This is a genomic window from Butyrivibrio sp. ob235 (assembly GCF_900109475.1).
Classification (GTDB): Bacteria; Bacillota; Clostridia; order Lachnospirales; family Lachnospiraceae; genus Butyrivibrio.
The window spans coordinates 22,422-46,066 of sequence record NZ_FOBE01000032.1; the positions used below are offsets into that span (position 1 = coordinate 22,422).

Here is a 23,645-nt window from a genome sequence, read left to right on the forward strand (position 1 = left end):
CTATTTGACTTTTGCACTTCCTTGCAAAAGTCCAAGAAATAGACAGTGCTTCAATTTAATATTCTAAATGATGTATCCCCTCCTGTGCCTACGAATTATGCACTGAATTGTTCATAATTCGTACTTGACAAAAATTAAATTGCGCGCTTTGGGTTTCTTGTTTGCGGTAGGTATTGTCGATTTTTAGAGTCATCTGGTTGATTCGTTTCCCAAACAAAAAACTCCGCACCGGCCATAACCGATGCGGAGTTCGCATATAAGGAAAGTATTATCTATTTACACCATAAGGTGTAATGGTCTTAGTATCACTCCTTTACGCCACCGATTGTAAGACCGGTAACGAAGTACCTCTGTAAGAAAGGATAAAGAAGTACGATAGGAAGCATTGTTGCAACTGTAACTGCTGCACGGATTGTGATAGGTGTGATGGTGTTTGCACCATTCTTAGCACTATCTGCACTACCACTCTGCTGCATTACTGATGACAGCAACTTCATCAACTCATACTGAAGTGTGGTGTATTCTGTCTTCATACGGTTGTACAGCATTGCATCGAACCATGAGTTCCACTGCCATACCGCAATGAACAGAGCAACTGTTGCGTAAACGGGCTTACTTAAAGGAGAAATGATATCCTTGAAGATTGTCCAGTATCCTGCACCATCAAGCTGTGCGGATTCTTCCAAACTTTCCGGAATTCCTTCCATGTAAGTTCTCATAACCAGCATATTGAAAGCACTGATCATGCCGGGAACCCAGTATACATGGAATGTTCCTGTAAGTCCAAGATTCTTGTAAAGGAGGAATGTAGGAATCATACCACCGTTTACATACATTGTGATAACCCAGAAAAGTGAAAGCTGGGACTTAAATAAAAATCTCTTTCTACTTACTACAAATGCAAGAAGTGCATTTGCAAAAAGTGAAGTGAGTGTTGCAACTACGGTTCTTAATACTGTTACTCTGGCACCTGTCCAAATGTTCTGCATGGCAAATACTGTATTATAGTTTTTCATTGTAAACTTACGAGGCCACAAGTAGATACCGCCTCTTACAGCATCAATACCATCATTAAATGAAAGTGCAACCGTATTGAGTACAGGGTAAAGTGTTATTACTACAAAAAGGAAAAGGAACACTACGACAAATATCTCAAATATGACGTCACTCACCGGTCTTCTTACTTTATACTCTTTTTCGTTCATCGCTTTGCTCCTCCCTTAGAATAATCTCTGCTCGCTGTATTTCTTAGCAATAGCGTTGGCAATAACGATGATTGCAATACTTACAGCACTCTTAAACAAACCAGCAGCAGTACCAAGAGAGTAATCGTTCTGCGAAATACCCCATTTCAGTACATAGATATCGATAGTCTGTGATACAGACTGTACAAGTCCGTTACCAAGCAGGTACTGTACTTCGAAACCTGCATTAAGTACGTTACCGACATTCATAAGAAGAAGAATCATGAATGTGGGCTTTATACCCGGGAAAGTAATATATCTGATCTTTTGTAATCTGTCTGCTCCATCGATGGATGCTGCTTCATATAAAGCAGGATCTATAGCTGTGATGGCTGCAAGATAGATTATTGCGTTCCATCCCGTCTCCTTCCAACAGTTTGCAAATGCAACTATCGGCCAGAAATAACCGGGGTGCGCAAAAAAGTTGATTGCCTGTTTAATAAATCCAAATCTCATCAGCAGGTCATTAATAATACCGGTTGATGACAAAGATACATGGAGAATACTGGTAACAACAATCCATGATAAGAAGTGCGGAAGGTAGGATATTGTCTGAATAGGTTTCTTTATCCATCCTCTTCTTACTTCATTTAAGACAATTGCAAAAAGCACTGCCATTATCGTTGTTGTTACAAGGTTGATCACACCCATTGCAAAGGTATTTCTTATAACCTTAATAAATACTTCATCTTCAAACAGGAACTTAAACTTCGCAAGTCCTACGAAGGTAGATCCCAAAAATCCTTTTTTAGGCTTGTAATTCTCAAAAGCCATAATCCAGCCTGCTAAAGGCAGGTAGTAGAATATAATACCGTACAGCACAACAAAGAATGACACACCCAGAAGAAATTTCTGACGTTTCAATTCTTTAATTGTGATCTTCTTGTCCTTTTTCATATTTTCATTTCGAGCCATAAGACACTCCTCATTAGGTTTTCTGCAAGAACTATATCTCTTTTTTTCTTAAGAAAAAGGCAGTAAACATTATATGAATCGCGTTTACCGCCTTTTCCTCTTTTTATAATATTTTCTTTGTAAAAATATCTAGCTTTTTATTACTTGAATGTATCAAGAATCTCCTGCATCTCGCCAAGGAAGTCCTCAGGCTTGCATGCATTGTAAGCATCCATGTAATCTGACCATCCCTTTTCGAAATCGTCAGCCATAACTACCTTAGGAAGCCACTCATGCTTAACTTCACCCATCTTAGCCCAAGCTACACCACCGGGTGTCTCAGTTGTGAAGTTGTTAGAGTATGAGTACATCGGGAACCAAGGTCCGTTTGTCTCCTGTACAGAACCGATCAGCTGAGGATATGTTGTTGCACCATAAGCATCGAAGCATGCCTTAAGAGGCTCAGCCATATCATACATGAATTCGGAGGGCTGCTCTTCAGGCTTGTTAGCATTCTTTCCATCATCAGATGTACCATGCCACTGAGGGAAGTATGAATACTGACATCTGTGTGAAGCCTGATATGATGTGTCTGCCCAGTTCTTTCTCTGCTCATCTGTGCGGTAGTATAATCCGTCGTCGTCTACTTCATAGTCAACGCCCTTAACACCCCAGAATCTGAGATCATGGAGTTCCTGGTCCATTGCACAATCTACAAGGAACTTGAAGGCCTTATCAGGATCCTTACAATCTGTTGTAATAGCGATACCTGAAGCCTGGTTAACTGTGTCATCATATGTATGCCATCTGTTCTCCATACCGGGCTTTGTTGTAAGTCCAAGCGGAACATAGTTGCAGCCCTTAGCATCAAGGCCTGTCTGCTTGTAAGAATCGTTAACGTTGTTAGCGAAATCCCACCACTGGTCAACCATACCAAGAACACGACCAGTTGAAAGCTTAGCAATATACTCATCATATGTCTGAGTGAAGGACTCAGGATCTATCATGCCCTTCTTGTACTCTTCGTTGAGCTTCTTGAAGTATGCGATAGTATCCTCAGATGTGTTGTAATCCTTGATTGTCATGTCTGTCTTGTCAACGATTACAGAACCGTCATTGGGATATCCTGCAAGGAACTGACCTGCGTTCTCAAGGCAGAAGTATCTCCAGTCTTCGCAAAGGATTGTGTAAGCAATGTTCTCTGTACCATCTTCCATTGTAGGATTAGCTGCAATGTAATCCTCAAGGAGCTGGAAGTACTGATCAAGTGTCTCGATCTTCGGGTATCCTGCCCACTCAAGAACTCTTACCTGAATCCAGAATGCTTCGTCATTATGAGTTGTTGTCTTTGTTTCGCCCTTTGTATTTCCGAAAGGATTGATCCAGTAGATGTGTCCATCAGGCTGACGGAACTTCTCCCACTCTTCCTCTGTGAACCACTTCTCCTTGAATTCAGGATACTGGTCAATGTAATCATCAAGGGGAATGAGTGCATCTGCATCGATCAAAAGATTCATTTCATCGGAATCGATGAAATCAGGATACTCACCACCTGCAATAAGTGTACCTGTAGCCTCGGAAGCTGTCTGGCCTGTAAGCCATGTTTCCTTAACCTTTACACCATACTTGTCAGCGATCATCTGAGCAATTTCATTGTCATCATTGATCTCTGAACCGGGCATTGTGATGAACATTGTGAAGTCTGTAACCTCACCGTCAGATGTTGCACTGCCTGCATCTTCGCTGCCTGCGTCTGCACTGCCTGCATCTTCGCTACCAGCTTCTGAACCAGACTCTGTAGCTGTGCCTGCATCAGTTGTTGTACCTGCATCATTGCCGCCGTTAGAGCCGCAACCAGCAAGTGTAGCACCGAGCATGCATGTTGCCATCAAAATGCTAACCACTTTCTTTTTCATACTAGAAATCCTCCTTTTCTTAATGATTAGCATTTTACAAAAATACGGTTTTAAGTTCATGGGATAAATTATTAATAAAACCCCGAAAAATTATTGTTCCTGTTTTCTATATTTTGCCGGGGTACAACCCTTGGCCTCGATAAATTTATTAACAAAGTAGTCAACATCGCGGTATCCGACCTTTTCAGCCACCTGATAAATTTTCAGATCGGTCTTTCGAAGAAGGAGCGATGCCTCATCTATCCTCTTCTGATTGAGGTAATCCTTGAAGGAACATTTATATCTTTTTCTGAAAAGCTGCCCCAGATACGCACTGTTAACATAATATTTTTCACTGAGCTCTTTTAATGTGAGGTTACTTGCATAGTTCTCCCTAACCTCATTTTCAATATCCGCCAAAACACCCTTGGATACATTTTTGCGCAGCTGCGCAAGATAATCACCGTATTCACAGGACATTCTGTACAGATGGCTTTTACTTCCGCGGCTTATACCTTCCTCGAAACTGCTCTCCGATATAAGTCTCAGAATCTCCTCCTGATTAACATCACTGTCCTGCTCACTGGCTATATGAATGAGCTGGAAAAGAAGATAGTTGATATTGAGATTCATGGTTTTCCCGGTTATTCCGGTCTTTAACATTTCTTCGTGGAACTCATCTACCCGCTGTCTTATCTGAATTTTTTCATTAAGTTCAATTGCCGCTATGAGATTATCGAGCTGTTTTTTACAAAGAGTTATTCCGCTATCGCGGATCTGATATTCCTCCTCATAAAAGTATATATCTCTGCTCTCGCGAAAGCCCTGCAGTGAATGGAGCATGCGCACCGTTGTGTATGATTTTGATATAGCTTCAATTCCGTGCACCATCTTGCCGACCAGCATTGTTATGGGAAAATCGCATACTCTCTCGATTCGTCCGAGCATCTCTCGCAGATAACTTTCAGGAGAAAGATTCTGATCCTTTGCAAGCGCTTCATGGAACAAGAATCCTATATCATAGATCTTCTCTTCACCAAAAGCATCCTTAATTACAAGTTCTGAATTTGCCTTCATATCCTCCTGAGTCACCAAAAGAAGCTTATCAAGGAAAGCTGCTTTTTCCTCATCGGATACCTCTTCCTGATCGAGACTGGGCGAAAGTTCAATTCCGACATAGCACATATCCTCATTTTCCGGCAGATGCTTTTTCAGATATCCGATATTATCATTGCTGTACCTGCCCATGAGCGCAGCCTTAAGATTCTGGTCAAAAAAGGCCTTCTCTCTCTCCATACTTCGTCTTTGCGCAAAAACCTTGTCAGCCTTGCTCGCAGCGACTTTCCGAAGGACCTTCAATATGGCATCCTTCTCAACCGGTTTTAATATGTACTCCGCGCAGTCGTAGTGAAGCGCCTTCTGCGCATAGGAAAATTCGGCATAGCCGCTAAGTATCACAAAATATATGTCGGGATAGCGCTCCCTGACATTCGCAAGGAGCTCTAAGCCGTCCATTTCAGGCATCTTGATATCGGAAATAATAAGATCAATATTTGTAGTCTTTATGAGATCAAGCGCATCCTGACCATTCGAAGCGGTATAGACTTCATATCCCTCGTCCTCGTAATTCAGAAGGACCTTAAGTCCCTGTAATATAAACGGCTCGTCATCCACCAGTAACAAATTAAGCATAAAACGTAAATCCTCTCGTTATTTGTCAGCTTATAAGCTTATCTATCGGAATCGCAATTGAAACGATTGTGCCAACACTCTCCTCGGACTCAAGCTCGAATTCCACAGTGTTATCGGTCATCATCTTAAGTCTAAGGCACGCATTGACAATGCCGACTCTTCCCGGCTCATTCAAAAGTTCCATATCGGCATCTCTCATCTTATGAAGAAGAGTCTCCGTCTCCTCAGCGGACATTCCGCTTCCGGTATCCTCTATTTCGATAATGAGCTTCTCATCCTTTTTGAATATGCGGACAAAAATCCATCCGTTTTTATTCTTGTTTTCAATACCGTGAATGCAGGCATTTTCAACAAAAGTAACCAGAGTAAGCTTCGGTATCAGATAAGCTCTGCAATCATCATCCGCCTCAATTGAGTACGAAAGCCTGTCTCCGAATCTGTACTTCTGAAGCCCAAGGTAGTTCTCCGCAAAGGACAATTCCTTTTCTATCGAAATGTTGTCTTCGTTCCACTCGGTGTACTGGCGCTGAAGCTTGGCCAGTTTTTCGACCATCTCCGCTGTTTCGGTCTCCTGCTTAATAATGCTGTGCATGCGAATACTCTCAAGAGCATTGAAAAGAAAGTGCGGATTGATCTGGCTGTGCAGCGCATGTAGCTCCGCATGCTGCCTCGTCACAATCATCTCCTGCTCTCTGAGCCTGTAGGAATATACAAATCGGCTGATCCTCGAAATCACGAAAATCGGAAGCAGTATATTGATGATAACAAGAAATAAAAGCTGCATTCCCCATCTGCTTATCCACATCTGTCCCATTCCGTTTTTATTTGCAACACGGATTGTGAGCTGCTGGTTAAACGCCTGGAACTCCTTGACATAGCCGATATTTTCAAGGGTTTTAATACTCTCATAAGGCTTTCCCGCATTTATCTCGCTCTTATTGGACATGAGGATTTTTTCATCATCACAGACATAGACGTCCAGATCGTAATTTGTATTCTGTAGAAGCTTGCTCAAATAGCTGTAATCAATATTTACAAGGAGAAGGTTCCTGGATCTGTGATCGTACATATCCAGTATCTCATAGAAATAAACTCTTCTCTCATCCTCCCTGACGCCGGTGATTGCTCCGCCATAGTCAAACATGAGTCCGAGCTTTCTGCCGCTCGCCATTATATATTCATACCAGCTTTGCCCCTCGGCTGTCTCCAGTCTATGGAACTGCGCTCCGTTAATAATGCTGTCATTGTCCACATAGAATGTGTAGGATATATTGTTTGCCCCATCCACCATGTCGATAAGAGTATCCTCGAAAAATGAGTAATACGCTTCATAGTATTCAAGTCCCGACTGGTAATGGCGGTCGATGAAATCATAGATGTATTTATTTGTATAAACACTCTGAGTCAACTTATCCGCGCTATCCAGCTCATTCGCCAGCGTGTACTGGATTGCGCTTGCGGCATTTTCCATCTCATGAATTCTTTCTCTCTTTTCAGATCTCACGATGGCTCCGAGAGCCGCCACGTCCATGATCAGCAGCGGTATTATAGCCACGATTATGTATAAAAATAGAACTCTGTTTTTCATTGTATTCCCTGCAGATATTGATTTTTGATTTATTTTTTACAGTACTTCACTTAACAAATTCTTTAGAAAACTTTTAGCTTTCCATACGTTGTTAACTTTTATATTAATAGTATACAATTAATTATCAATTCTTTATTATATGCACTCACTTCTCAATATTATACGGGGGTATATTACTATGAGCAAGGTTCGAAACACAAACAAAAAAACGGGCAGTAAAGGAAATTTCTTTCAATCGGTAAAAGGTAAGATACTTTTCATGGGTGTCCTTGGAATAGCGGCAGCTCTTATAATCGGTGTTGTCGGTGCTACATCAATAAATAAGAACGCTCAGAATAGTGAAATTGTATCTCTTGTGGATGAAGTAAACGTACTTCAGGCGCAGAATCTGGCTAATGATGCGCTTTACCAATATTATGTTGATGAAAATTACCTGGATGCCACTCTCACCAATCTTGATGAAATGGGTCAAAAAAGCGGAAAACTGCAAACTATAGCAGGTCCCGGGTACCAGGAATCCATCTCAGCCATTATCAGCAATGTAGATAAGAGTAAATCTAACTATAACGAATTAAAGAAAATCCATTCCTCCCGCGGCTATGAATCTTCAGCGGGAAAATATCAGGAATATACAAAATCCAGCCAGGACCTTGCGGACAGTTTTACAAGTCTTGTCAACAACAACGACTGGATTGAAATACACTGGATTGATGCCACTTTCGGTGAAGGCGGAAGCTCTGTGTCAGTCGACGGTAAAAACTATACCAAAATGATTTACAAGTATGCTCTGCCTGAGGCAGGAAAGCGTAACAATCTGATTTTCCGTGTCGGTGGAACCTTTTCATATAAAGGCGCTTACTATATCAAAAACATCAAGCTTATGAACGGCTCCGAGGAGCTCCCTCTTGATCTGTCACAGATGGAGATCGCTGAGATGTCGGGGGATGGTCTTGAAAGCGCAGAACTCGCTGATTTCGGCGGTGAAACAGCAATTAAGGTAAACGCTAAATACGATGAAGCAAATGCTACCTGGGAAGAAGTTTCAACAGCTATTTCCGTCGTCGACTATGATATGGAAAACTACCCCGACCTTTATTATGAGCTTTACATCGATCCTTCCATAATTACTCCCGGTGTCGCCTTCAAATACGGCGGCGCTATTTCAGGCGTCTATGGCTTTGCTTCCGAGCTTGAAAACCTCGACAGCATGGTGGCTACTTACAGTAAGCTTGTAGTTGAGGGAAAAGATGTTTCCGGAAATCTTTCGGATATCGAAGCTCTTATGGCAGAGATAGAGGAAAATATTCCGAAATATACGACAGATCCTTCTCTGGCGGAAATATCTCAAGGATTTCTTAATTCGAAAAAGGCTCTGTTCGAGGAGCTAAAGACAACCGACCAACAGACACTTGCCCTTAAGGCCGACAATCTTGCGATAAACACTGCTCTTTCAGAATTATCGGAAAGTGTTCAGGGGCAAGCAGTAAATGATATGAATTCTGTCAGATCCAGTGTGACGGTCATTATTCTCGTCGTTTTGATAATAAGTGTGGTTGTGCTGCTGATCATACTTGGCCGCATCAGCCTTGGAATAAATAAGAGTGTTAAATCTTTCCAGTCCGCTATTGAAGAGATTGCCTCCGGAAAAATCTCCTCAAGAGCAAATGACTCAGGAAAAGACGAATTTGCCGATTTTGCCTCAAGTCTCAATAACTTCCTGGATACACTTGAGGGTACAATCGATAAAGTCAAGGAAGTAAGTGATATCCTCGCCGATACAGGACTCAACCTGGAGGAAAGTGCTTCAAAGACCAAACAGGTTGCAGGTGAAATCAGTGAGACAATAAGTGAAATCTCAAAGGGCGCAGGAGAACAGGCAAAGGATATCGAGACTTCATCTCAGAAGGTTGTTGATATCAGAAGCAATATCCAGCAGATTCTTGACAGTGTATCCAATCTCTCCGATAAATCTGAGAGCATGAGTACCAGCGGAAAAGAAGCCAATAGCAACATGACTAATCTGACACGTTCCAGTGATTCAACCACCGATGCTTTTACAAGGATTGTTTCACAGGTTCACAAGACCGATGAGTCCGTTGGAAAAATTCAGGAAGCTGTATCCCTTATTGCATCTGTTGCTGACCAGATTAACCTTTTGTCTTTAAATGCCAGCATAGAAGCAGCAAGAGCAGGTGATGCGGGACGCGGCTTTGCGGTAGTTGCAAGCGAAATCTCAAATCTGGCTGATCAGACCAATCAGTCTACTAAGATAATAGAAGATATAATTCATAACCTTTCCGAGGAGTCTAATAAGACCGTCGCTACTATCAATGAAGTGACAGAGCTTATTGACGAACAGAAAACCAGTATTGATGAAACCAGCAACATATTCGAAGACGTAAGTATCGGCATCGATTTCACCAAGGAATCTGTTGTGGATGTACTTGATCAGGCCAAATCCTGTGAGACCTCCGGAGAGACAGTCGTTGATCTTATGACGAATCTGTCCGCGATATCTCAGGAAAATGCCGCCTCCGCAGAAACAACCTCAAGCTCCATGGCAGAACTCAACAAAGAAACAGCAAGACTTGCGGATGCTTCCGTAGAACTTAAGCGGCTTGCAGATGAACTAAAAGAAGATCTTGAGTTCTTTAAATAATTATTGAACAGACAATTTTCATTATTATCTTCTCCATAAAACGTTCTGACAGCGCACGTAAAAGCAGCCACTGTATTTTTTTACAGTGGCTGCACGCATGTCAGTTCATCAATCAATTCTTTTACAGTTACTATGTCCTTTACTCTGGGAGCGTTCTCCCCGCAGAAAAAGAGGCCTTCTTCCTTATTTCCGTGAGCAGCAGCGATGAGTGCTCTGCTGATGCAATAGGGGATGTTGTCGCCCTTGGGACAAGCTGTTAAGCAGCTGTTGCACTTCTTTGCAAGGAAGGATTTTCCTTCATCAAGTTTTTGTAAGAGAGGTGTGTAAATAGCTCTGGCCGGCATTCCCACAGGGCTTTTGATGATGCGGATATCTTCCTCTTTGGAGTCAACGATCACCTGCTTGAAGGCTTCGTCCACATCACATTCCTTTGTGGCAATGAAGCGGGTTCCTATCTGAACTCCGTCGGCGCCTGCTTCGGTAGCTTCCTTTACATCTTTACTGTCAAAGATTCCACCGCCGAGAAAGACGTAAATCTTCTTTTTAAACTCCTCCTCAAAGGGTTTTATCGCTTCCTTAACCTCTTTTAATATCTGGAGATTGGGCTGACAGGTGTCACTTTTTAAATCGTCAGCGGAAAAACCGAGATGTCCGCCGGCCTGATGGCCTTCTATAACAAGAAAATCCGGGAGAATTCCGGCCTTTTTTACAAAGCTTTTGCAAAGGAGCATTGCCGCTCTTTTGCTGGATACGATAGGTGCAAAGAGTGTATCGCTTCCCTTAACAAGTTCAGCCAGCTTAAGGGGAAGGCCTGCACCGGATATGATCGCATCAGCTCCGGCTTCTATGGCTGCCTTCACGGTCTCCTCATAGTGGCTTACCGCGACCATGATATTTACGCCTATAAGGCCGTTGCCTTTGGATATCTCCTTAGCTTTTTTGATGTGCTCCTTAAGTGCACGAATATTTGCCTCAAACGGATTTTCCATAAAATCCGGCTCATTAAAGCCGATGTTCACAGAGCTTATCACTCCCATGCAGCCTTCCTTTGCGACACTACCCGCAAGTGATGACAGGGATACTCCAACCCCCATTCCGCCCTGAATGATTCCATGGGCGAGCTCTTTACCACGTATGTTCATTTTAATTTCCCCACTGTTTTTTAAACTCCTCTATGTCAAGCTCCGGCATCAGTTCATTGTTGATGATATCCAGCATCTCGTTGAGCTTCGCAAAGTCCTCCTTGGAAAAGCGCTTTTCGCATCTTTTCATGATGATCTTGAGATAGTCCTCATTGATTTTGCAGAAGTCCAAATACTTCTTAGTGGGACGAAGGTGGAATTCTCTTCCGTCCTCCGGGGACTGAACCTTCTCAACATAGCCTTTATTTACAAGACACTTGACTCTGTGCGCAGCATTCGGAGATGAGATATCAAGCATCTTAGCAAACTGAGCAACCGTAGGCTCCTCCATCGCCATGATGACCTCCATACTGAAGGTCTCAACTGCTGAGAGTGTCGCCTCGCGATTTTCAAAACGTGAATATATCTTCATGTACAAATGAAGACGGAGCTTGTCATAAATATGACTTATTGCATAATCAAACATGGGCAGAAATCCTTTGAATATTTTTTCTCAATTATATCACACAATCGAGAAGGTAATTTCTGCCTTCGTTACTGTAACACCGTCCACGAGTGCCTCGGCCTCCGCTACACCCACAGGGCCTTTGCATCTGACCATTTCACAGCGAAGTTCAAGCACATCTCCCGGGGTAACGGGCCTTTTAAAGCGCGCATTTTTTATGCCGCCGAAAAGTGCAAGCTTTCCTCTGTTCTCCGGAAGCGCCAGAGCTGCTACGGCTCCTGTCTGGGCGAGTGCCTCAATTATGAGGACTCCAGGCATGATGGGCTTTCCAGGGAAATGTCCCTGGAAGAAGGGCTCATCCATGCTTACGCACTTTCTGCCGATGGCCCACACTCCGGGCTCGTGATCTATGATTCTGTCCACCAGGGCGAAGGGATAGCGGTGCGGTAATATCTGTGCTATCTCTTCGGCGGTGAGTGAATTTTTTGCTTCGCGTATTTCTAATTTTTCCATGGGCTTCCCCTCATCCGTCAGCTCCGCTGACACCTTCCCCCCCTAGGGGAAGGCTCTTATTATCTCCTCCCCAAGGGGAAGGCTTCATTGTTCATACTTTTTAAAAATCAGGCAGGCGTTGTGGCCGCCGAATCCCAAGCTGTTGCTAAGTACGTAGTTAAGTTCTTTCTCGATTCCTTTGCCGGGAACGTAGTTGAGATCCATCTCGGGATCTGTCTCTTTGAGACCCGCTGTTGGCGGAACAAAACTGTCCTCAAGGGCTTTTACGCAAAATACCGCTTCAACTCCGCCGGCACCTCCGAGAAGGTGACCTGTCATTGACTTTGTACTTGATACGTAGAGGTCCTTAGCTTTTTCACCAAACACGGTCTTAATCGCAGCTGTCTCATATTTGTCGTTTAGGCTGGTGGAGGTACCGTGTGCATTGATGTAATCGATGTCGCTTTCTGTGATGCCCGCATCCTTTATTGCAAGCTTCATGCAGGCAGCGCCGCCCTCTCCGCCGGGTGCGGGAGATGTGATGTGATAAGCGTCGCAGTTACTACCGTAGCCAACGATTTCCGCATAGATATGAGCTCCGCGGCTCTTCGCATGCTCATATTCCTCGAGCACGAGAATTCCGCTTCCCTCACCCATTACAAATCCGTTTCTGTCCTTGTCGAAAGGAATGCTTGCACGGGCGGGATCTGTAGTCTCTGAAAGAGCCTTCATGTTCTGGAATCCTGCGATTCCAAGAGGCGTTATTGAACTCTCGGTACCTCCACAGATCATGGCATCCTCGTAGCCATCCCTGATTCTGAAGAAAGCATCTCCGATTGCGTTACTGCCACCTGCACAGGCTGTTACGGGACAGGTACACATACCTTTAAAGCCGTGAGCAATCGCTATGCGGGCAGCTGCCATATTTGTAATGGACATGGGCACAAAGAAAGGACTTACAAATCCGTTGCCCTTATCGAGTGACTTGCTGTGATTCTTTTCAATCTCATCAAGACCGCCGATTCCGCTTGAAATGATGACTCCGCATCTGTCAGCTGCAATCTCCGATACCGGTGTATCGTAGCTGTAGTCGCCTTCCGCGCTTTTACAAAGTCCCGAATCTTTTATGGCTTCTTCAGCCGCACACTGTGCAAGGAGTGTAAATCTTGCGGTGTGGCGAAGTTCTCTCTTATCAACTTTTCCTGTCGGATCAAAATCCTTGACCTCTGCGGCCACCTTCACCTTATAGCCCTCGGTATCAAAGCAGGTAATCTCTCCGATTCCGATCTTTCCGTTTTTAATGCTGTCCCAGCTTTCCGCAACGCTGTTTCCCGTGGGATTAACAGTGCCGATGCCGGTTACTACAACTCGTCTTTTCATCTTTACCTCTTTCTAAGGAAGTTCTGCTCCTACGCACCCATTCCTCCGTCTACTCCGAGCACCTGCCCTGTGATGTAACTGCTGTTTTCATCTGCAAGGAAAACAACTGCATTTGCAATATCCTTTGGCTCGCCCATTCTCTTCGCAGGAATCTGCGCGTTTATGTTCTCTTTCTGAGCATCGCTTAGTGCACCTGTCATGTCGGTCGCGATCATTCCCGGCGCCACTGCATTGACTGTGATATTTCTGGAAGCAAGCTCTTTTGCCACGCTCTTGGTCATTCCGATAAGTCCGGCCTTACTTGCGCAGTAGTTGGCCTGTCCGGGATTTCCGTGAACTCCGACTACGCTGGAGATGTTTATTATTCTTCCGTAGCGATTTTTCATCATGGGCTTCGTAACAAATCTGCTCATCAAAAATGCACCGCGAAGGTTTGTAGAAATAACCTTGTCAAAATCCTCCGTGCTCATTCTTGCAATAAGTCCGTCTCTGGTTATTCCCGCATTGTTGACAAGAACGTCCACCTGTCCGTACTTTTCAAGCGTCTCCTTCACGAGATTCTCAGCCACATTTTCATCGGAGATATCCCCCTTGAAAAGGGTTACATCCAAAGCTCCGCATTCTCTGCAGAAGCTCTCGGCCTTTTTTGCGGCTTCGTCATTACCGGCATAGCTGATAACAACATTGTAATTTTTTTTTGAAAATTCCAGCGCAATCTCACGTCCTATTCCGCGACTCGCGCCGGTAACTATTACTGTTCTTGCCATATCCTGTCCTCTGTCTCTAAGCCTTCGCCTCACGCCATCTCAAGGAAATTCTTTATATCTTCGGAGGTTTCAAGTGTGATGCATTCGATATCATCTACCTGCATTTCCTTGGCTGTGCGCTTAACAAAGCCTGTGAGTGCCTTTCCGGGGCCGATCTCGACGAAGCGTCTTACGCCCTTATCCAAAAGGTACTTGATTGTCTGTGTCATCTTAACGCCGCTCTGAACCTGCTTTACAAGCAAGTCTTCGACTGTTTCCGCCTCTGATCTCTCACGTCCTGTAACGTTGAAAACCACAGGAATCTGCTCTTTTCCGAATTCAATATCACTGAAGTATTTCTTTAGTGCATCGCCGGCGCTGCTCATATATTTTGTATGAAAAGGGCCGCTGACATTAAGCGGAATGCATCTTTTGGCGCCGCTTTCCTTTGCAAGCTCAGTTGCTCTCTCAACTGCCTTCTTCTCGCCGCCTATAACAATCTGCCCCGGGCAGTTGTCGTTGCAGATGGAAACAAGTCCGTCGTTGCCATTCGAGCTTTCCTCTGATGCCTTGTCGACACAGGCCTGCAGTTCCTCTTCGGAAAGTCCCATAACCGCTGTCATAGCTGACTCAACACCCTCTGCTGCCTTGGTCATGGCTTCGCCTCTGAAAGCAGCAAGGCTTATGGCTTTTCCTGAATCCCAGACGCCTGCTGCTTGAAGAGCTGAGTACTCACCAAGGGAGAGTCCCGCAAGATAGTCGGGCTTTTTGCCATATTTATTTAAAATTGCGGTAACTCCGGATGCAAAGGCAACCATGCAGGGCTGTGTGTAGCCTGTCTTTGAGAGGTTTCCGTCCGGATCTTCGAAACACATCTTTTTAAGATCAAAAGAGGTCTTTGCATTGTCATAAACTCCTCTGAATTCTTCGAAATCGCGGTAGAGATCCTCGCCCATTCCTTTGTGCTGGCTCCCCTGGCCCGCATATAAAAATGCAGTTTTCATTCTTCCATCAGCTCCTCTAAAATTTTCTTAACCGGTTTGATTTCCTTAACCTGTCCGCAGGTCTGACCCGCCATGAGACTTCCCGTATCGGTATCGCCTTCAAAAACAGCTCTGCGAAGGCTTCCAAGAGTGAATTTTTCCAGGGTGAGCATATCTGCTCCCGCCTTTTCCTGCTTGATGTACTCGCGAGTCATCTTGTTCTTGAGGACTCTGACCGGTGTTCCGCCGATTCTTCCTGTCACAATCGCATCTGTGCCCTTGGCTTTGATAACGGCATTCTTGTAGTTTTCATGGATAGGACATTCATCACTTGCAAGGAGGCAGGTTCCGACCTGAATTCCGCTGGCTCCGAGTGCAAAGGCTGCCTTGACCTGTCTCTTATCGGCAATTCCACCGGCTGCGATAACAGGAACATTAACCGCGTCAACTGTCTGAGGGACCAGTGTCATTGTGGTCATCTCTCCCACGTGGCCGCCGCTCTCACAGCCCTCTGCGATGATCATGTCCGCACCAGCTTTTTCAAGGTGCTTTGCAAGTATAGGCGCTGCCACAACAGGGATAACCGTTATGCCCGCAGCCTTCCATTTTTCCATGTACTTGCTGGGATTGCCGGCGCCGGTAGTCACTACCTTGACGCCTTCCTCCACCACGATGTCGGCAAATTCGTCCGCATCGGGGTGCATCAGCATTATGTTCACGCCAAACGGCTTGTCTGTCTTACTCTTGCAAATTCTTATCTCTTCCCTGAGCATCTTGGGATTCATCCCACCGACGCCGATAAGTCCGAGGGCTCCGGCATTTGAGCAGGCTGCAGCAAAAGAGCCTGTTGCGATGTTCGCCATGCCGCCCTGGATTATGGGGAACTCCGTGCCCAGGATTTCATTGATTTTTTTCATAATATTTAAACTCCTGCATATCGAATCACTGCTCCGGCCCAGGTGAGGCCTGCGCCAAAGCCAACCATCATCAGCATGTCTCCGGCCTTGATGTCTCCTTTTTCCACAAGCTCGTCGAGTGCGATCGGCACCGAAGCCGCGCTTGTATTGCCGAAGCGGTCCATGTTTTTGTAAAACTTGCCGGGATCTGCCTTCATCCTTCTGACAACAGAATCGATAATCCTTTCGTTAGCCTGATGGCAAACCACTCTGCTTACATCCTCCACCGAAAGGCCGCTCTTTTCCTGAAGCTGCCTAATGCAAACCGGTATGATCGATGTTGCAAACTTGAAAACTTCCTGTCCCTGCATGTGGATGTGGCTGGTACCGTGTCCCGCGCCTTCAACATTTATCTCAAAGCCGCCTCTTGCACCGAGAGTCGATGCGTAAGTCGCATCCTCAGAGAGCCTCACGACCGCAGCTCCTGCGCCGTCTCCGAAGAGGACGCAGGTACTTCTGTCAGTCATATCAAGAAGCTTTGAGAGCTGTTCACAGCCGACAACAAGTGCATACTTTTCACCGCAGCCATTCAGCAGTCCCCTTGCAACCTCGATTCCGTATAAAAAGCCGCTGCAGGCAGCATTCACATCAAGTGTGGGTATAGGCTCCCTTAAGCCGAGCTCTCTTTGAACCAAACATGCCATGCTTGGAGTGGCATAGTCACCGGAAATTGTGGCGCAGATGCATGCCCCGATATCGGATGGTGCAAGATGCGAAGCTTCAAGAGCTTTTCTTGCCGCCTCCACTGCGAGAGTGGTCGCACTTTCTTCCTCGCTGCAAAAGCGTCTCTCACGAATCCCGGTTCTGGTGCTTATCCACTCATCGTTGGTGTCCACGATTTTCGCAAGATCATCGTTGGTAACGACCTTCGAGGGCACAGCCCTTCCGGTAGATATTATTTCAATATTTTTCATAACCTCATCCGATCTTCCTGTATTTCTCAAGTCTTTGTCTCTTGCAGCCGGATGGCGACAGTGTCATCAGCTCCTTCAGAGTTGAATAGAGGACGCGGTCCAGATTTTTGAAAACTTCACCATAATTTCTCTGCGCTCCCCCCACAGGTTCCTTTACAATCTCATCGGCAACTCCTGCCTCATAGAGGTCGTCTGCCGTGAGCTTCATGAGCTTGCAGGCTTCCTTGTGTCTCTCAGCATCCTTCCACAGAATGCTCGCAAACCCTTCAGGACTCAAAATGGAATAAACCGCATTTTCCAGCATCAAAACCTTGTTGGCAACGCCTATTGCAAGAGCTCCGCCTGAATTGCCCTCACCTGTAACTACTGAAATTACCGGAACATGGTACTGGCTCATCTTCGCAAGATTCATTGCAATGGCTTCGCCCTGTCCGTGCTCCTCAGCCTCAAGACCGGGATAAGCGCCGGGCGTATCAATAAAAGTAATGATCGGTCTTCCGAATTTTTCAGCCTGGTTCATTATTCTAAGAGCCTTGCGATATCCTTCGGGGCAAGGCATTCCGAAGTTGTACTCCATGTTTTCCTCCATGGTGTGTCCCTTCATATGCCCCACTACCGTCACGGGTATTCCGTGGAATCTGGCAATTCCTCCGTAAATGCTCTTGTCCTCATCAAAGAGATGATCGCCCTTTTGCTCGAAGAAATCCGTAAAAAGTCCGCCGATAAAATCATCAATATGCGGTCTCTTAGGATGTCTTGCAAGAAAGACCTTTTCATCAGGTGTGAGATTCTCACATTCGCTAAGGAAGTGATCCCGCATGTCCTTAAGCTTATCGAGCTCATCTTCACTCTCGGACCAGGCTTCGTAATCTTCCCTGGTGTCTCTAAGGACATCGGGCGCTTTTAAGGACTCCTTTACAAGCGTCTTAGTCGCGCCGATTGCCCTCTGTTCAAGGGAAGAGATTTTTGCGTCGAGTTTGTCTATTTTGGTTAGAACTTTCTGTATCATGGGTTACCCCCTCATCCGTCGCTTCGCGCCACCTTCCCCCCAGGGGGAAGGCATTTATTGTTGCTGTCTTTAGGCATGCAGTTCGATCAGCTGCAGGAGCGTATCTCTCATCTCGCTTCTGGGAACGATTCTGTCCACAAAACCGTGGGCCTCAAGGTATTCGCTTCGCTGGAAGCCCTTGGGCAGCTTTTTATGGATAGTCTGTTCAATTACTCTTGGCCCCGCAAATCCGATGAGTGCGCCGGGCTCGGCCAGGGTGATATCACCGAGGGATGCAAAGCTCGCCGTAACGCCGCCGGTTGTGGGATGTGTAAGAAAGCTTATGTAAAGTCCTCCCGCTGCGTTGAACTCCTCAATTGCCGCTGCGGTCTTTGCCATCTGCATAAGACTATAGATACCCTCCTGCATTCTGGCACCGCCGCTGGCAGAAAAGATGATTAGCGGAAGCTTTTTTTCAGTGGCATACTCAATTGCCCTTGTCACCTTCTCACCCACAGTACTGCTCATACTTCCCATAAAGAAGCGGCTGTCCAAAACCGCGCACACTACCTTATGGCCACCGATTTTCCCTGTCGCTGTAACAGCTGCTTCGGGAAGTCCGGTCTTCTGCATCTGACCCTTGAGCTTGTCCTTGTACTCCGGAAAGCCCATCGGATCCTTCGCCGTCATGTCCTCGTTGAGTTCCCTGAAGGTCCCCTTGTCGAGGATGAGTGAGAGTCTGTAGTAAGCCCCTATCGGTCTGTAATTGCCACACACAGGACATACATAGAAGTTCTCCTGCCAGTCCCTCTTAAGGGCACGTCTGTTGCAGGATTTGCAGGTTATGAAAACCGGCTCCTTATCTTTTTTCAGGAAAACCTCTCCAATATCCTTCCTGACTCTTGCAGGAAAAGATAACGTATCAAGAAAAGTCCCCATCGCAGACCTCCTATTATTTGTGTGCTTCGATTGCAGTCAGCACGTCCTGAACAGTCTTAAGATTTGCAACTTCCTCATCGGGAATCTTCACGCCGAGTCTCTCCTCGATTTCCATGTGAAGTTCCACAACGCTGAGTGAATCAGCTCCAAGATCGTCGATGAGCTTTGAGTCCTTTGTGATCTTGTCCTCATCTACTGCAAGAATTTCTGCTATAAGTTCCTTGATTTCCTCGAATGTCATTTTTGTTTCCTCCATTTTAACTAAATTCTTTTTAACTAAATTACTTTGAAATAATAGCGTGCAAGTTTCCGTTTGTCAATATGTTTTCAGTGTTATTTTTTCAAAATCCCAAAAACGTTTCTCATTGCATCAAAAAAGAACCTGTACTTCTTTATTGCATGAAGTACAGGTTCTTTTGCATTTCCCGACCTATCAAGACACCCTCCTCCGAATATAATTTTCAACTGAAATCGCCCTAAAATGAAAGTTAAAAACATTTGTTCTAGCTATAAACTTTTCATATTCCCATATCGATAATATTAGTGAACAACAAAAAACATGCACAAACGGCCGAACGCATGAAACAAATCACAAGAGTTTTACGGAGGTAAATGACTTATGTATATGTACGAATTGTTTCTTGCAAAAGATGTAAATGGAAAAAGTATTCACTTCATAGAGACAGCACACAAGGTAGACGACCTGGAGAAATGGCTTAAGAAACTCGTAAAAGACAACACAATCACAGAAGACGTAGCAGAAGCAGTTACTTTCGTTTGGTAATTAAAAAGAATATAACAAATCCGGAACTCGACAGTCTAAGAACAATAAGATCAGTCCACAGAGCGCAGGGAAATTTAAAATAAACAAGAACCTGTACCCCCGCGAAGTACAGGTTCTTTTATTATGTTCATTCCTTCTTGGGATAAACCTTATTCTTCAGTCTCTCCTCAAATTCCTCCACCGGCAGTGGTCTGTCGTAGAAGAATCCCTGAATAACAAAGCATCCAACCTTGTTTATAAATTCGAGCTGATCAGATCTCTCGACACCCTCGGTGACGACGTTCATTCCCAGCCCCAAAGCCATGTGGATGATATCCTTTAGAATTACCTCATCCTTCCATGAAAATTCATCGGTATTGATAAATGAACGGTCGATTTTCAGAGTGTGCACCTGGAATTCACGAAGTGTTGCAAGAGAAGAATATCCTGCTCCAAAGTCGTCAATTGCGGTCATAATTCCGCGGTCATACAGGTCTTTGATGAACTTGGATAGTTCACCGTGCTCCTGTTCGTCCACAGTCTCTGTAACCTCAACCTCGATGAACTTCTTATCAATTCCGGAGTTTGTAATGATCCTGTCTATATTCTCTGCCAGATCAACGTCCAGCAGGTCTTTTCTTGAAAAATTGACCGAGATAGGTACGGGTGTGAGCCCCTCTTCTACCCATCTTTTAATATCCTCGCAGGCGCGGCGAAGCACATAGTAATCAAGCAGCACTATCTCGCCGTTCTCTTCAAGCGGTGGGATGAAAACACCGGGTGAAACCATCTCTCCGCCATGCTTCCATCTGACAAGTCCCTCTGCACCAACAAGCGTGTTGGTCTTAGAATCCACCTTGGGCTGATAGAAAACAAGAAACTCTCTGTTTTCAAGCGCACTCTGGTATTTTTCCAAAACCTCCTTATTGCTGGCAACCTTTTTGAGCATCGCATCGGTCACCTTTACGACAGGCACGTGCAGCACATGTTTTGCATGCTGAAGCGCTACGGATGGTCTGCCGATGGCATCTCCGGGATCCTCGAAAGTCTCCTCGATATCCCAAAGTCCTATTGTCGATTGGATTTTCAGCTTGGTATCATTTTCCAGATAGACTTCTATTCCGTTCAAAAGGCGGCAGAATTTTTCCTTCCTCTCCTTATTTATGAGCGCGACAAAATTATCTCCTCCCAGATGTCCCAATATCTCATCATCCAAAAGAAAATCCTTCACTTTTTCAGTAAACTGGACTAAAACCTTATTGCCGCACTCCATTCCGTATCTGCCATTGATGTTGCCAAAACCCTTCAGATTGAAATAGAAAGCTGTGTAATTTGTGATAGTCCCCTGATTGATGCGCTCTGCAATTTCCCTGATATATCCCCCTGCATTTGGGAGCCCCGTCAGGTAATGCATCATCTGCTCATCTCTCATACTTTTACCCCCGTTCGTCGACATGTAGCTATCCCTTTACCATTTCCATCTCGTAGGTAATAACGTACTTGCTTTCCGGATCCTTAGCCTTCCAATTTTTAATAATTCGCTTTATAACCATGTCAGTGTTCACATCCTCTGACTCCAGTAAAAGCAATCTCACATGGTTCTTCCCGTTCTGCGATACTACATCGCTCCCTCTTAAGGAATCTTTCACCACCTCAAAAAAGGCATCACCGATTTCCTGTGGAATCTTTGTCTCTCCCTCTTTTTCGGAGCTTATGGTAAACACTATGAAATGATTGCCAACCTGATAATTCTCCTGTACTCTGCATAAAAATCGATAAATGAGCTTGAACTGATCACCGTCAAGTGAATAAGCGCCTTTTCCTTTGTTACGCTCCCCGAGAATCATCATTTCCTGAGCAATATCCGAAGTGACTGATACCTGCTCTTCCTCTTTTTTACCGGAATCCACAAACATGCTGTGTCCGTGCTTTCCATTCTGCTTAACTGCGTAAAGAGCTTTATCGGCCTTTTTATATAAGGTGAGAAAATCAGTGCCCTCCTCGGGAGCAAGAACCGCTCCAACCGAAGCTCCAAGCGGAATATTCATATTCTCCCCCATAAACTCCTTAGCGGATTTGAGGAGTTCTTCATTGATAAATCTGGTCTTTTCGGCGACGATTTTTTCATCCAGGATATTCTGACAGAAAGCTATAAACTCATCACCGCCCATTCTGCCCGCGATATCGTTGGTTCTGATCGCTGCTCTTATTATCTCCGCAAATCTGATGAGGATCTTGTCTCCCATGCTGTGGCCGTAGAGGTCATTTACAAGCTTGAAGCTGTCCAGGTCGATCATCATAAGGACGCCGCGGGTATTTCTGCACATGGCGCCAATCTCGGTCTGCGAAGATGCTTTATTAAGGAGTCCTGTCATGGGATCAGTCTCGGCGGCTGCCTTAAGTCCCTGAATCTGCTCCACATGGTTCAAAATGTTCTCAACACGCTTAAGCAGTACATCTGCCCTGAACGGTTTTCTGATAAAGTCAACCGCACCCTGCTCAAAGCCTTTTCCTTCCGTCTCCTCGTCGTCATCAGCAGTCATAAACATAACCGGAATATGTTCGGCATACTGGTCCTGAAGTGTATTCTGAAGCTCAAAGCCGCTCATTCCGGGCATATGAAGATCCGTGAGGATCATGTCAGGTCTCTCACGTTTGTATGCCTCAATGGCCTCACTTCCTGATGTCACACAAATTGTGTCATATTGAGAAGCGAGTATATGCTGCGTCATTCGCAGTGTAATTCTTTCATCATCTACGATCAGGATTTTTTTCATAAAAAACCTCGCGCATAAATCATACCTAATATCATTATACGCGACTAATTGTGAAAAATGCGGCGATATACGAATTTTTTATGATTGTTTATCGATTATTAATATAAGATTGGTGCTGGCACGAAATTTGCTTGAACGAGCTTGTCTTTTACCAGCTAATCTTATTGGTCTAACTTGTTTTTGCTCTTACTCATTGCGTATTTCTTTGGTATTTTGCTTTCATTCATCCACTTGGTAAACCTGATTAGGAATTGATGTCTCACGGTTTTATCAATTTTGCTCTATTTTCTTCTACACGTAAATCCAGCATAGACTTTTCCCTCCTTAGATTTATCAGTTTGTCTCTATTTTCTTCCGCTCGTAAATCCCACCAAGCCTTTTCCCTTCCTGGATTTATCGATTTTTCTCAACTTTCTTCAATGCGTAAATCCAGCTTGGGCTTTCCCCTCCTAAGTTTTATCTTTTACTCCTCCACTTGAATCAACAGGTAAATCTCACCAACAATTGTTCGCGATTAGATTTATCTCAGGCCTAAACTTAGCTCCCGCGCATAAATCCTACAAGCTATTCTCCTTTGGAGGATTTATCTTTTCTCCTCAACTTACTTCAATGCGTAAATCCCCCCAACAATTGTTCGCGATCAGATTTATCTCCGCCCTCTACACACCTCCCACGAAGCAAACAGCACAAAATCACTCCAATGCAGATAGCCACTCCGCTCCTGCTAACCATTCCAATCATGCTAATCACTCCCCCTGATATCCCTAGATTTTCCTGAGCTGGCATAGCTCAAGGACTGAATAACCAGCCACCACTTTAGTGGCTTGGCCTTGAAAGCAGTCATATACGCGATAAAATAAAAAAGTGCCTACGGCACCTCAACTCCCCTGCCCCTCAATCATGAGGGGTGGGGGTTGTTTTTTGCCTCAACTCATTCATAATGATTTTTATGAAACGAAACATACTACAAAATCTGTTCCGCGATCATTACGAAGAAATTCAATATACTCTTCACCCCCGCAAAACTGAAATTGAAAACATCGATAAGATGCTCAATTGCGGAGATCCTGCCTATGGCGGCGCCATGTACGGCTGCCCTGATTGTGGTACTCTCAAATTCATTCCCTTTCGTTGTCATTCAAGATTCT

At 44.8% G+C, this 23,645-nt stretch carries 21 protein-coding genes; 3 read left to right on the forward strand and 18 right to left on the reverse strand.

The features are described from left to right. Nucleotides 1-305 precede the first annotated feature (305 nt). The 5 genes from BMW61_RS17680 to BMW61_RS17700 form a co-directional block, all read right to left on the reverse strand. Nucleotides 306-1,205: a carbohydrate ABC transporter permease gene (locus BMW61_RS17680; protein WP_091824699.1), complete on the reverse strand. Its 900-nt coding sequence runs from the start codon at nt 1,203-1,205 to the stop codon at nt 306-308. A 15-nt stretch (nt 1,206-1,220) separates the two neighbouring features. Beyond that, entirely contained in the window at nt 1,221-2,159 is a 939-nt protein-coding gene (locus BMW61_RS17685) for an ABC transporter permease (protein ID WP_026499136.1), read from the reverse strand. 140 nt (nt 2,160-2,299) lie between these two features. Further along, nucleotides 2,300-4,054, reverse strand: a complete 1,755-nt coding sequence (locus BMW61_RS17690; RefSeq protein ID WP_022762460.1) for a type 2 periplasmic-binding domain-containing protein — start codon at nt 4,052-4,054, stop codon at nt 2,300-2,302. A gap of 90 nt (nt 4,055-4,144) precedes the next feature. Further along, a complete protein-coding gene (locus BMW61_RS17695; protein WP_091824702.1) occupies nt 4,145-5,725 on the reverse strand; it encodes a response regulator transcription factor in 1,581 nt (526 codons plus the stop codon). Nucleotides 5,726-5,750: 25 nt separating this feature from the next. Beyond that, on the reverse strand, nt 5,751-7,313 hold the full coding sequence (locus BMW61_RS17700; RefSeq protein ID WP_091824705.1) for a sensor histidine kinase: 1,563 nt from the start codon (nt 7,311-7,313) through the stop codon (nt 5,751-5,753). Nucleotides 7,314-7,491: 178 nt separating this feature from the next. On the opposite strand from BMW61_RS17700, the gene BMW61_RS17705 reads away from it, so the two are divergent. Further along, nucleotides 7,492-9,972, forward strand: a complete 2,481-nt coding sequence (locus tag BMW61_RS17705; RefSeq protein WP_175475285.1) for a methyl-accepting chemotaxis protein — start codon at nt 7,492-7,494, stop codon at nt 9,970-9,972. 80 nt (nt 9,973-10,052) lie between these two features. Here BMW61_RS17705 and BMW61_RS17710 read toward each other — a convergent pair whose 3' ends face one another. The 11 genes from BMW61_RS17710 to acpP all read right to left on the reverse strand — a co-directional run bounded on the left by BMW61_RS17710 (nt 10,053) and on the right by acpP (nt 19,198). Further along, nucleotides 10,053-11,114, reverse strand: a complete 1,062-nt coding sequence (locus BMW61_RS17710) for an NAD(P)H-dependent flavin oxidoreductase (RefSeq protein ID WP_091824711.1) — start codon at nt 11,112-11,114, stop codon at nt 10,053-10,055. 1 nt (nt 11,115) lies between these two features. After that, nucleotides 11,116-11,580 (reverse strand): MarR family winged helix-turn-helix transcriptional regulator, encoded by a 465-nt coding sequence (locus BMW61_RS17715; RefSeq protein ID WP_022762455.1) that lies wholly within the window; start codon nt 11,578-11,580, stop codon nt 11,116-11,118. 36 nt (nt 11,581-11,616) lie between these two features. After that, a complete protein-coding gene (fabZ, locus tag BMW61_RS17720) occupies nt 11,617-12,072 on the reverse strand; it encodes a 3-hydroxyacyl-ACP dehydratase FabZ (protein WP_091824738.1) in 456 nt (151 codons plus the stop codon). A gap of 84 nt (nt 12,073-12,156) precedes the next feature. Continuing rightward, a complete protein-coding gene (gene fabF / locus BMW61_RS17725) occupies nt 12,157-13,431 on the reverse strand; it encodes a beta-ketoacyl-ACP synthase II (RefSeq protein WP_091824714.1) in 1,275 nt (424 codons plus the stop codon). Between the two features lie 29 nt (nt 13,432-13,460). Next, nucleotides 13,461-14,198 (reverse strand): 3-oxoacyl-[acyl-carrier-protein] reductase, encoded by a 738-nt coding sequence (gene fabG, locus BMW61_RS17730; protein ID WP_022762452.1) that lies wholly within the window; start codon nt 14,196-14,198, stop codon nt 13,461-13,463. Between the two features lie 29 nt (nt 14,199-14,227). Next, the gene (gene fabD, locus BMW61_RS17735) at nt 14,228-15,181 is read right to left on the reverse strand and encodes an ACP S-malonyltransferase (RefSeq protein WP_091824717.1); all 954 of its coding nucleotides are present in this window, start codon (nt 15,179-15,181) and stop codon (nt 14,228-14,230) included. After that, complete coding sequence (locus tag BMW61_RS17740) at nt 15,178-16,077, reverse strand: DUF561 domain-containing protein (protein WP_091824720.1); 900 nt, start codon at nt 16,075-16,077, stop codon at nt 15,178-15,180. Before BMW61_RS17740 ends, fabD begins: the two co-directional genes overlap by 4 nt. 5 nt (nt 16,078-16,082) lie before the next feature. Then, nucleotides 16,083-17,030: a beta-ketoacyl-ACP synthase III gene (locus BMW61_RS17745; protein WP_091824741.1), complete on the reverse strand. Its 948-nt coding sequence runs from the start codon at nt 17,028-17,030 to the stop codon at nt 16,083-16,085. 4 nt (nt 17,031-17,034) lie between these two features. After that, nucleotides 17,035-18,039, reverse strand: a complete 1,005-nt coding sequence (locus BMW61_RS17750) for an acetyl-CoA carboxylase carboxyltransferase subunit alpha (RefSeq protein ID WP_091824723.1) — start codon at nt 18,037-18,039, stop codon at nt 17,035-17,037. A gap of 69 nt (nt 18,040-18,108) precedes the next feature. Further along, a complete protein-coding gene (gene accD / locus BMW61_RS17755) occupies nt 18,109-18,957 on the reverse strand; it encodes an acetyl-CoA carboxylase, carboxyltransferase subunit beta (protein ID WP_022762447.1) in 849 nt (282 codons plus the stop codon). 13 nt (nt 18,958-18,970) lie between these two features. Then, entirely contained in the window at nt 18,971-19,198 is a 228-nt protein-coding gene (gene acpP, locus BMW61_RS17760) for an acyl carrier protein (protein ID WP_026499145.1), read from the reverse strand. 378 nt (nt 19,199-19,576) lie between these two features. Here acpP and BMW61_RS22130 point away from each other — a divergent pair, with 378 nt between their 5' ends. Continuing rightward, nucleotides 19,577-19,741 (forward strand): hypothetical protein, encoded by a 165-nt coding sequence (locus BMW61_RS22130; RefSeq protein WP_022762445.1) that lies wholly within the window; start codon nt 19,577-19,579, stop codon nt 19,739-19,741. Nucleotides 19,742-19,868: 127 nt separating this feature from the next. On the opposite strand, the gene BMW61_RS17765 is transcribed toward BMW61_RS22130, so the two are convergent. Together BMW61_RS17765 and BMW61_RS17770 are read right to left on the reverse strand one after the other, a co-directional pair. Next, nucleotides 19,869-21,152 carry a putative bifunctional diguanylate cyclase/phosphodiesterase gene (locus tag BMW61_RS17765; protein ID WP_175475286.1) on the reverse strand — a complete coding sequence of 428 codons (1,284 nt, stop codon included), beginning with the start codon at nt 21,150-21,152 and terminating at the stop codon, nt 19,869-19,871. 28 nt (nt 21,153-21,180) lie between these two features. Then, entirely contained in the window at nt 21,181-22,497 is a 1,317-nt protein-coding gene (locus BMW61_RS17770; RefSeq protein WP_091824730.1) for a GGDEF domain-containing response regulator, read from the reverse strand. Between the two features lie 949 nt (nt 22,498-23,446). On the opposite strand from BMW61_RS17770, the gene BMW61_RS17775 reads away from it, so the two are divergent. Then, a partial coding sequence (locus BMW61_RS17775) for a transposase zinc-binding domain-containing protein (protein ID WP_091824744.1) occupies nt 23,447-23,645 on the forward strand: 199 nt, incomplete at its 3' end.

What these genes read in the sequence shown, in the direction of transcription:
- BMW61_RS17680 (WP_091824699.1), bottom strand. Translation starts at nt 1,205, where the DNA reads ATGAACGAAAAAGAGTATAAAGTAAGAAGACCGGTGAGTGACGTCATA.
- BMW61_RS17685 (WP_026499136.1), bottom strand. Translation starts at nt 2,159, where the DNA reads ATGGCTCGAAATGAAAATATGAAAAAGGACAAGAAGATCACAATTAAA.
- BMW61_RS17690 (WP_022762460.1), bottom strand. Translation starts at nt 4,054, where the DNA reads ATGAAAAAGAAAGTGGTTAGCATTTTGATGGCAACATGCATGCTCGGT.
- BMW61_RS17695 (WP_091824702.1), bottom strand. Translation starts at nt 5,725, where the DNA reads ATGCTTAATTTGTTACTGGTGGATGACGAGCCGTTTATATTACAGGGA.
- BMW61_RS17700 (WP_091824705.1), bottom strand. Translation starts at nt 7,313, where the DNA reads ATGAAAAACAGAGTTCTATTTTTATACATAATCGTGGCTATAATACCG.
- BMW61_RS17705 (WP_175475285.1), top strand. Translation starts at nt 7,492, where the DNA reads ATGAGCAAGGTTCGAAACACAAACAAAAAAACGGGCAGTAAAGGAAAT.
- BMW61_RS17710 (WP_091824711.1), bottom strand. Translation starts at nt 11,114, where the DNA reads ATGAACATACGTGGTAAAGAGCTCGCCCATGGAATCATTCAGGGCGGA.
- BMW61_RS17715 (WP_022762455.1), bottom strand. Translation starts at nt 11,580, where the DNA reads ATGTTTGATTATGCAATAAGTCATATTTATGACAAGCTCCGTCTTCAT.
- fabZ (WP_091824738.1), bottom strand. Translation starts at nt 12,072, where the DNA reads ATGGAAAAATTAGAAATACGCGAAGCAAAAAATTCACTCACCGCCGAA.
- fabF (WP_091824714.1), bottom strand. Translation starts at nt 13,431, where the DNA reads ATGAAAAGACGAGTTGTAGTAACCGGCATCGGCACTGTTAATCCCACG.
- fabG (WP_022762452.1), bottom strand. Translation starts at nt 14,198, where the DNA reads ATGGCAAGAACAGTAATAGTTACCGGCGCGAGTCGCGGAATAGGACGT.
- fabD (WP_091824717.1), bottom strand. Translation starts at nt 15,181, where the DNA reads ATGAAAACTGCATTTTTATATGCGGGCCAGGGGAGCCAGCACAAAGGA.
- BMW61_RS17740 (WP_091824720.1), bottom strand. Translation starts at nt 16,077, where the DNA reads ATGAAAAAAATCAATGAAATCCTGGGCACGGAGTTCCCCATAATCCAG.
- BMW61_RS17745 (WP_091824741.1), bottom strand. Translation starts at nt 17,030, where the DNA reads ATGAAAAATATTGAAATAATATCTACCGGAAGGGCTGTGCCCTCGAAG.
- BMW61_RS17750 (WP_091824723.1), bottom strand. Translation starts at nt 18,039, where the DNA reads ATGATACAGAAAGTTCTAACCAAAATAGACAAACTCGACGCAAAAATC.
- accD (WP_022762447.1), bottom strand. Translation starts at nt 18,957, where the DNA reads ATGGGGACTTTTCTTGATACGTTATCTTTTCCTGCAAGAGTCAGGAAG.
- acpP (WP_026499145.1), bottom strand. Translation starts at nt 19,198, where the DNA reads ATGACATTCGAGGAAATCAAGGAACTTATAGCAGAAATTCTTGCAGTA.
- BMW61_RS22130 (WP_022762445.1), top strand. Translation starts at nt 19,577, where the DNA reads ATGTATATGTACGAATTGTTTCTTGCAAAAGATGTAAATGGAAAAAGT.
- BMW61_RS17765 (WP_175475286.1), bottom strand. Translation starts at nt 21,152, where the DNA reads ATGAGAGATGAGCAGATGATGCATTACCTGACGGGGCTCCCAAATGCA.
- BMW61_RS17770 (WP_091824730.1), bottom strand. Translation starts at nt 22,497, where the DNA reads ATGAAAAAAATCCTGATCGTAGATGATGAAAGAATTACACTGCGAATG.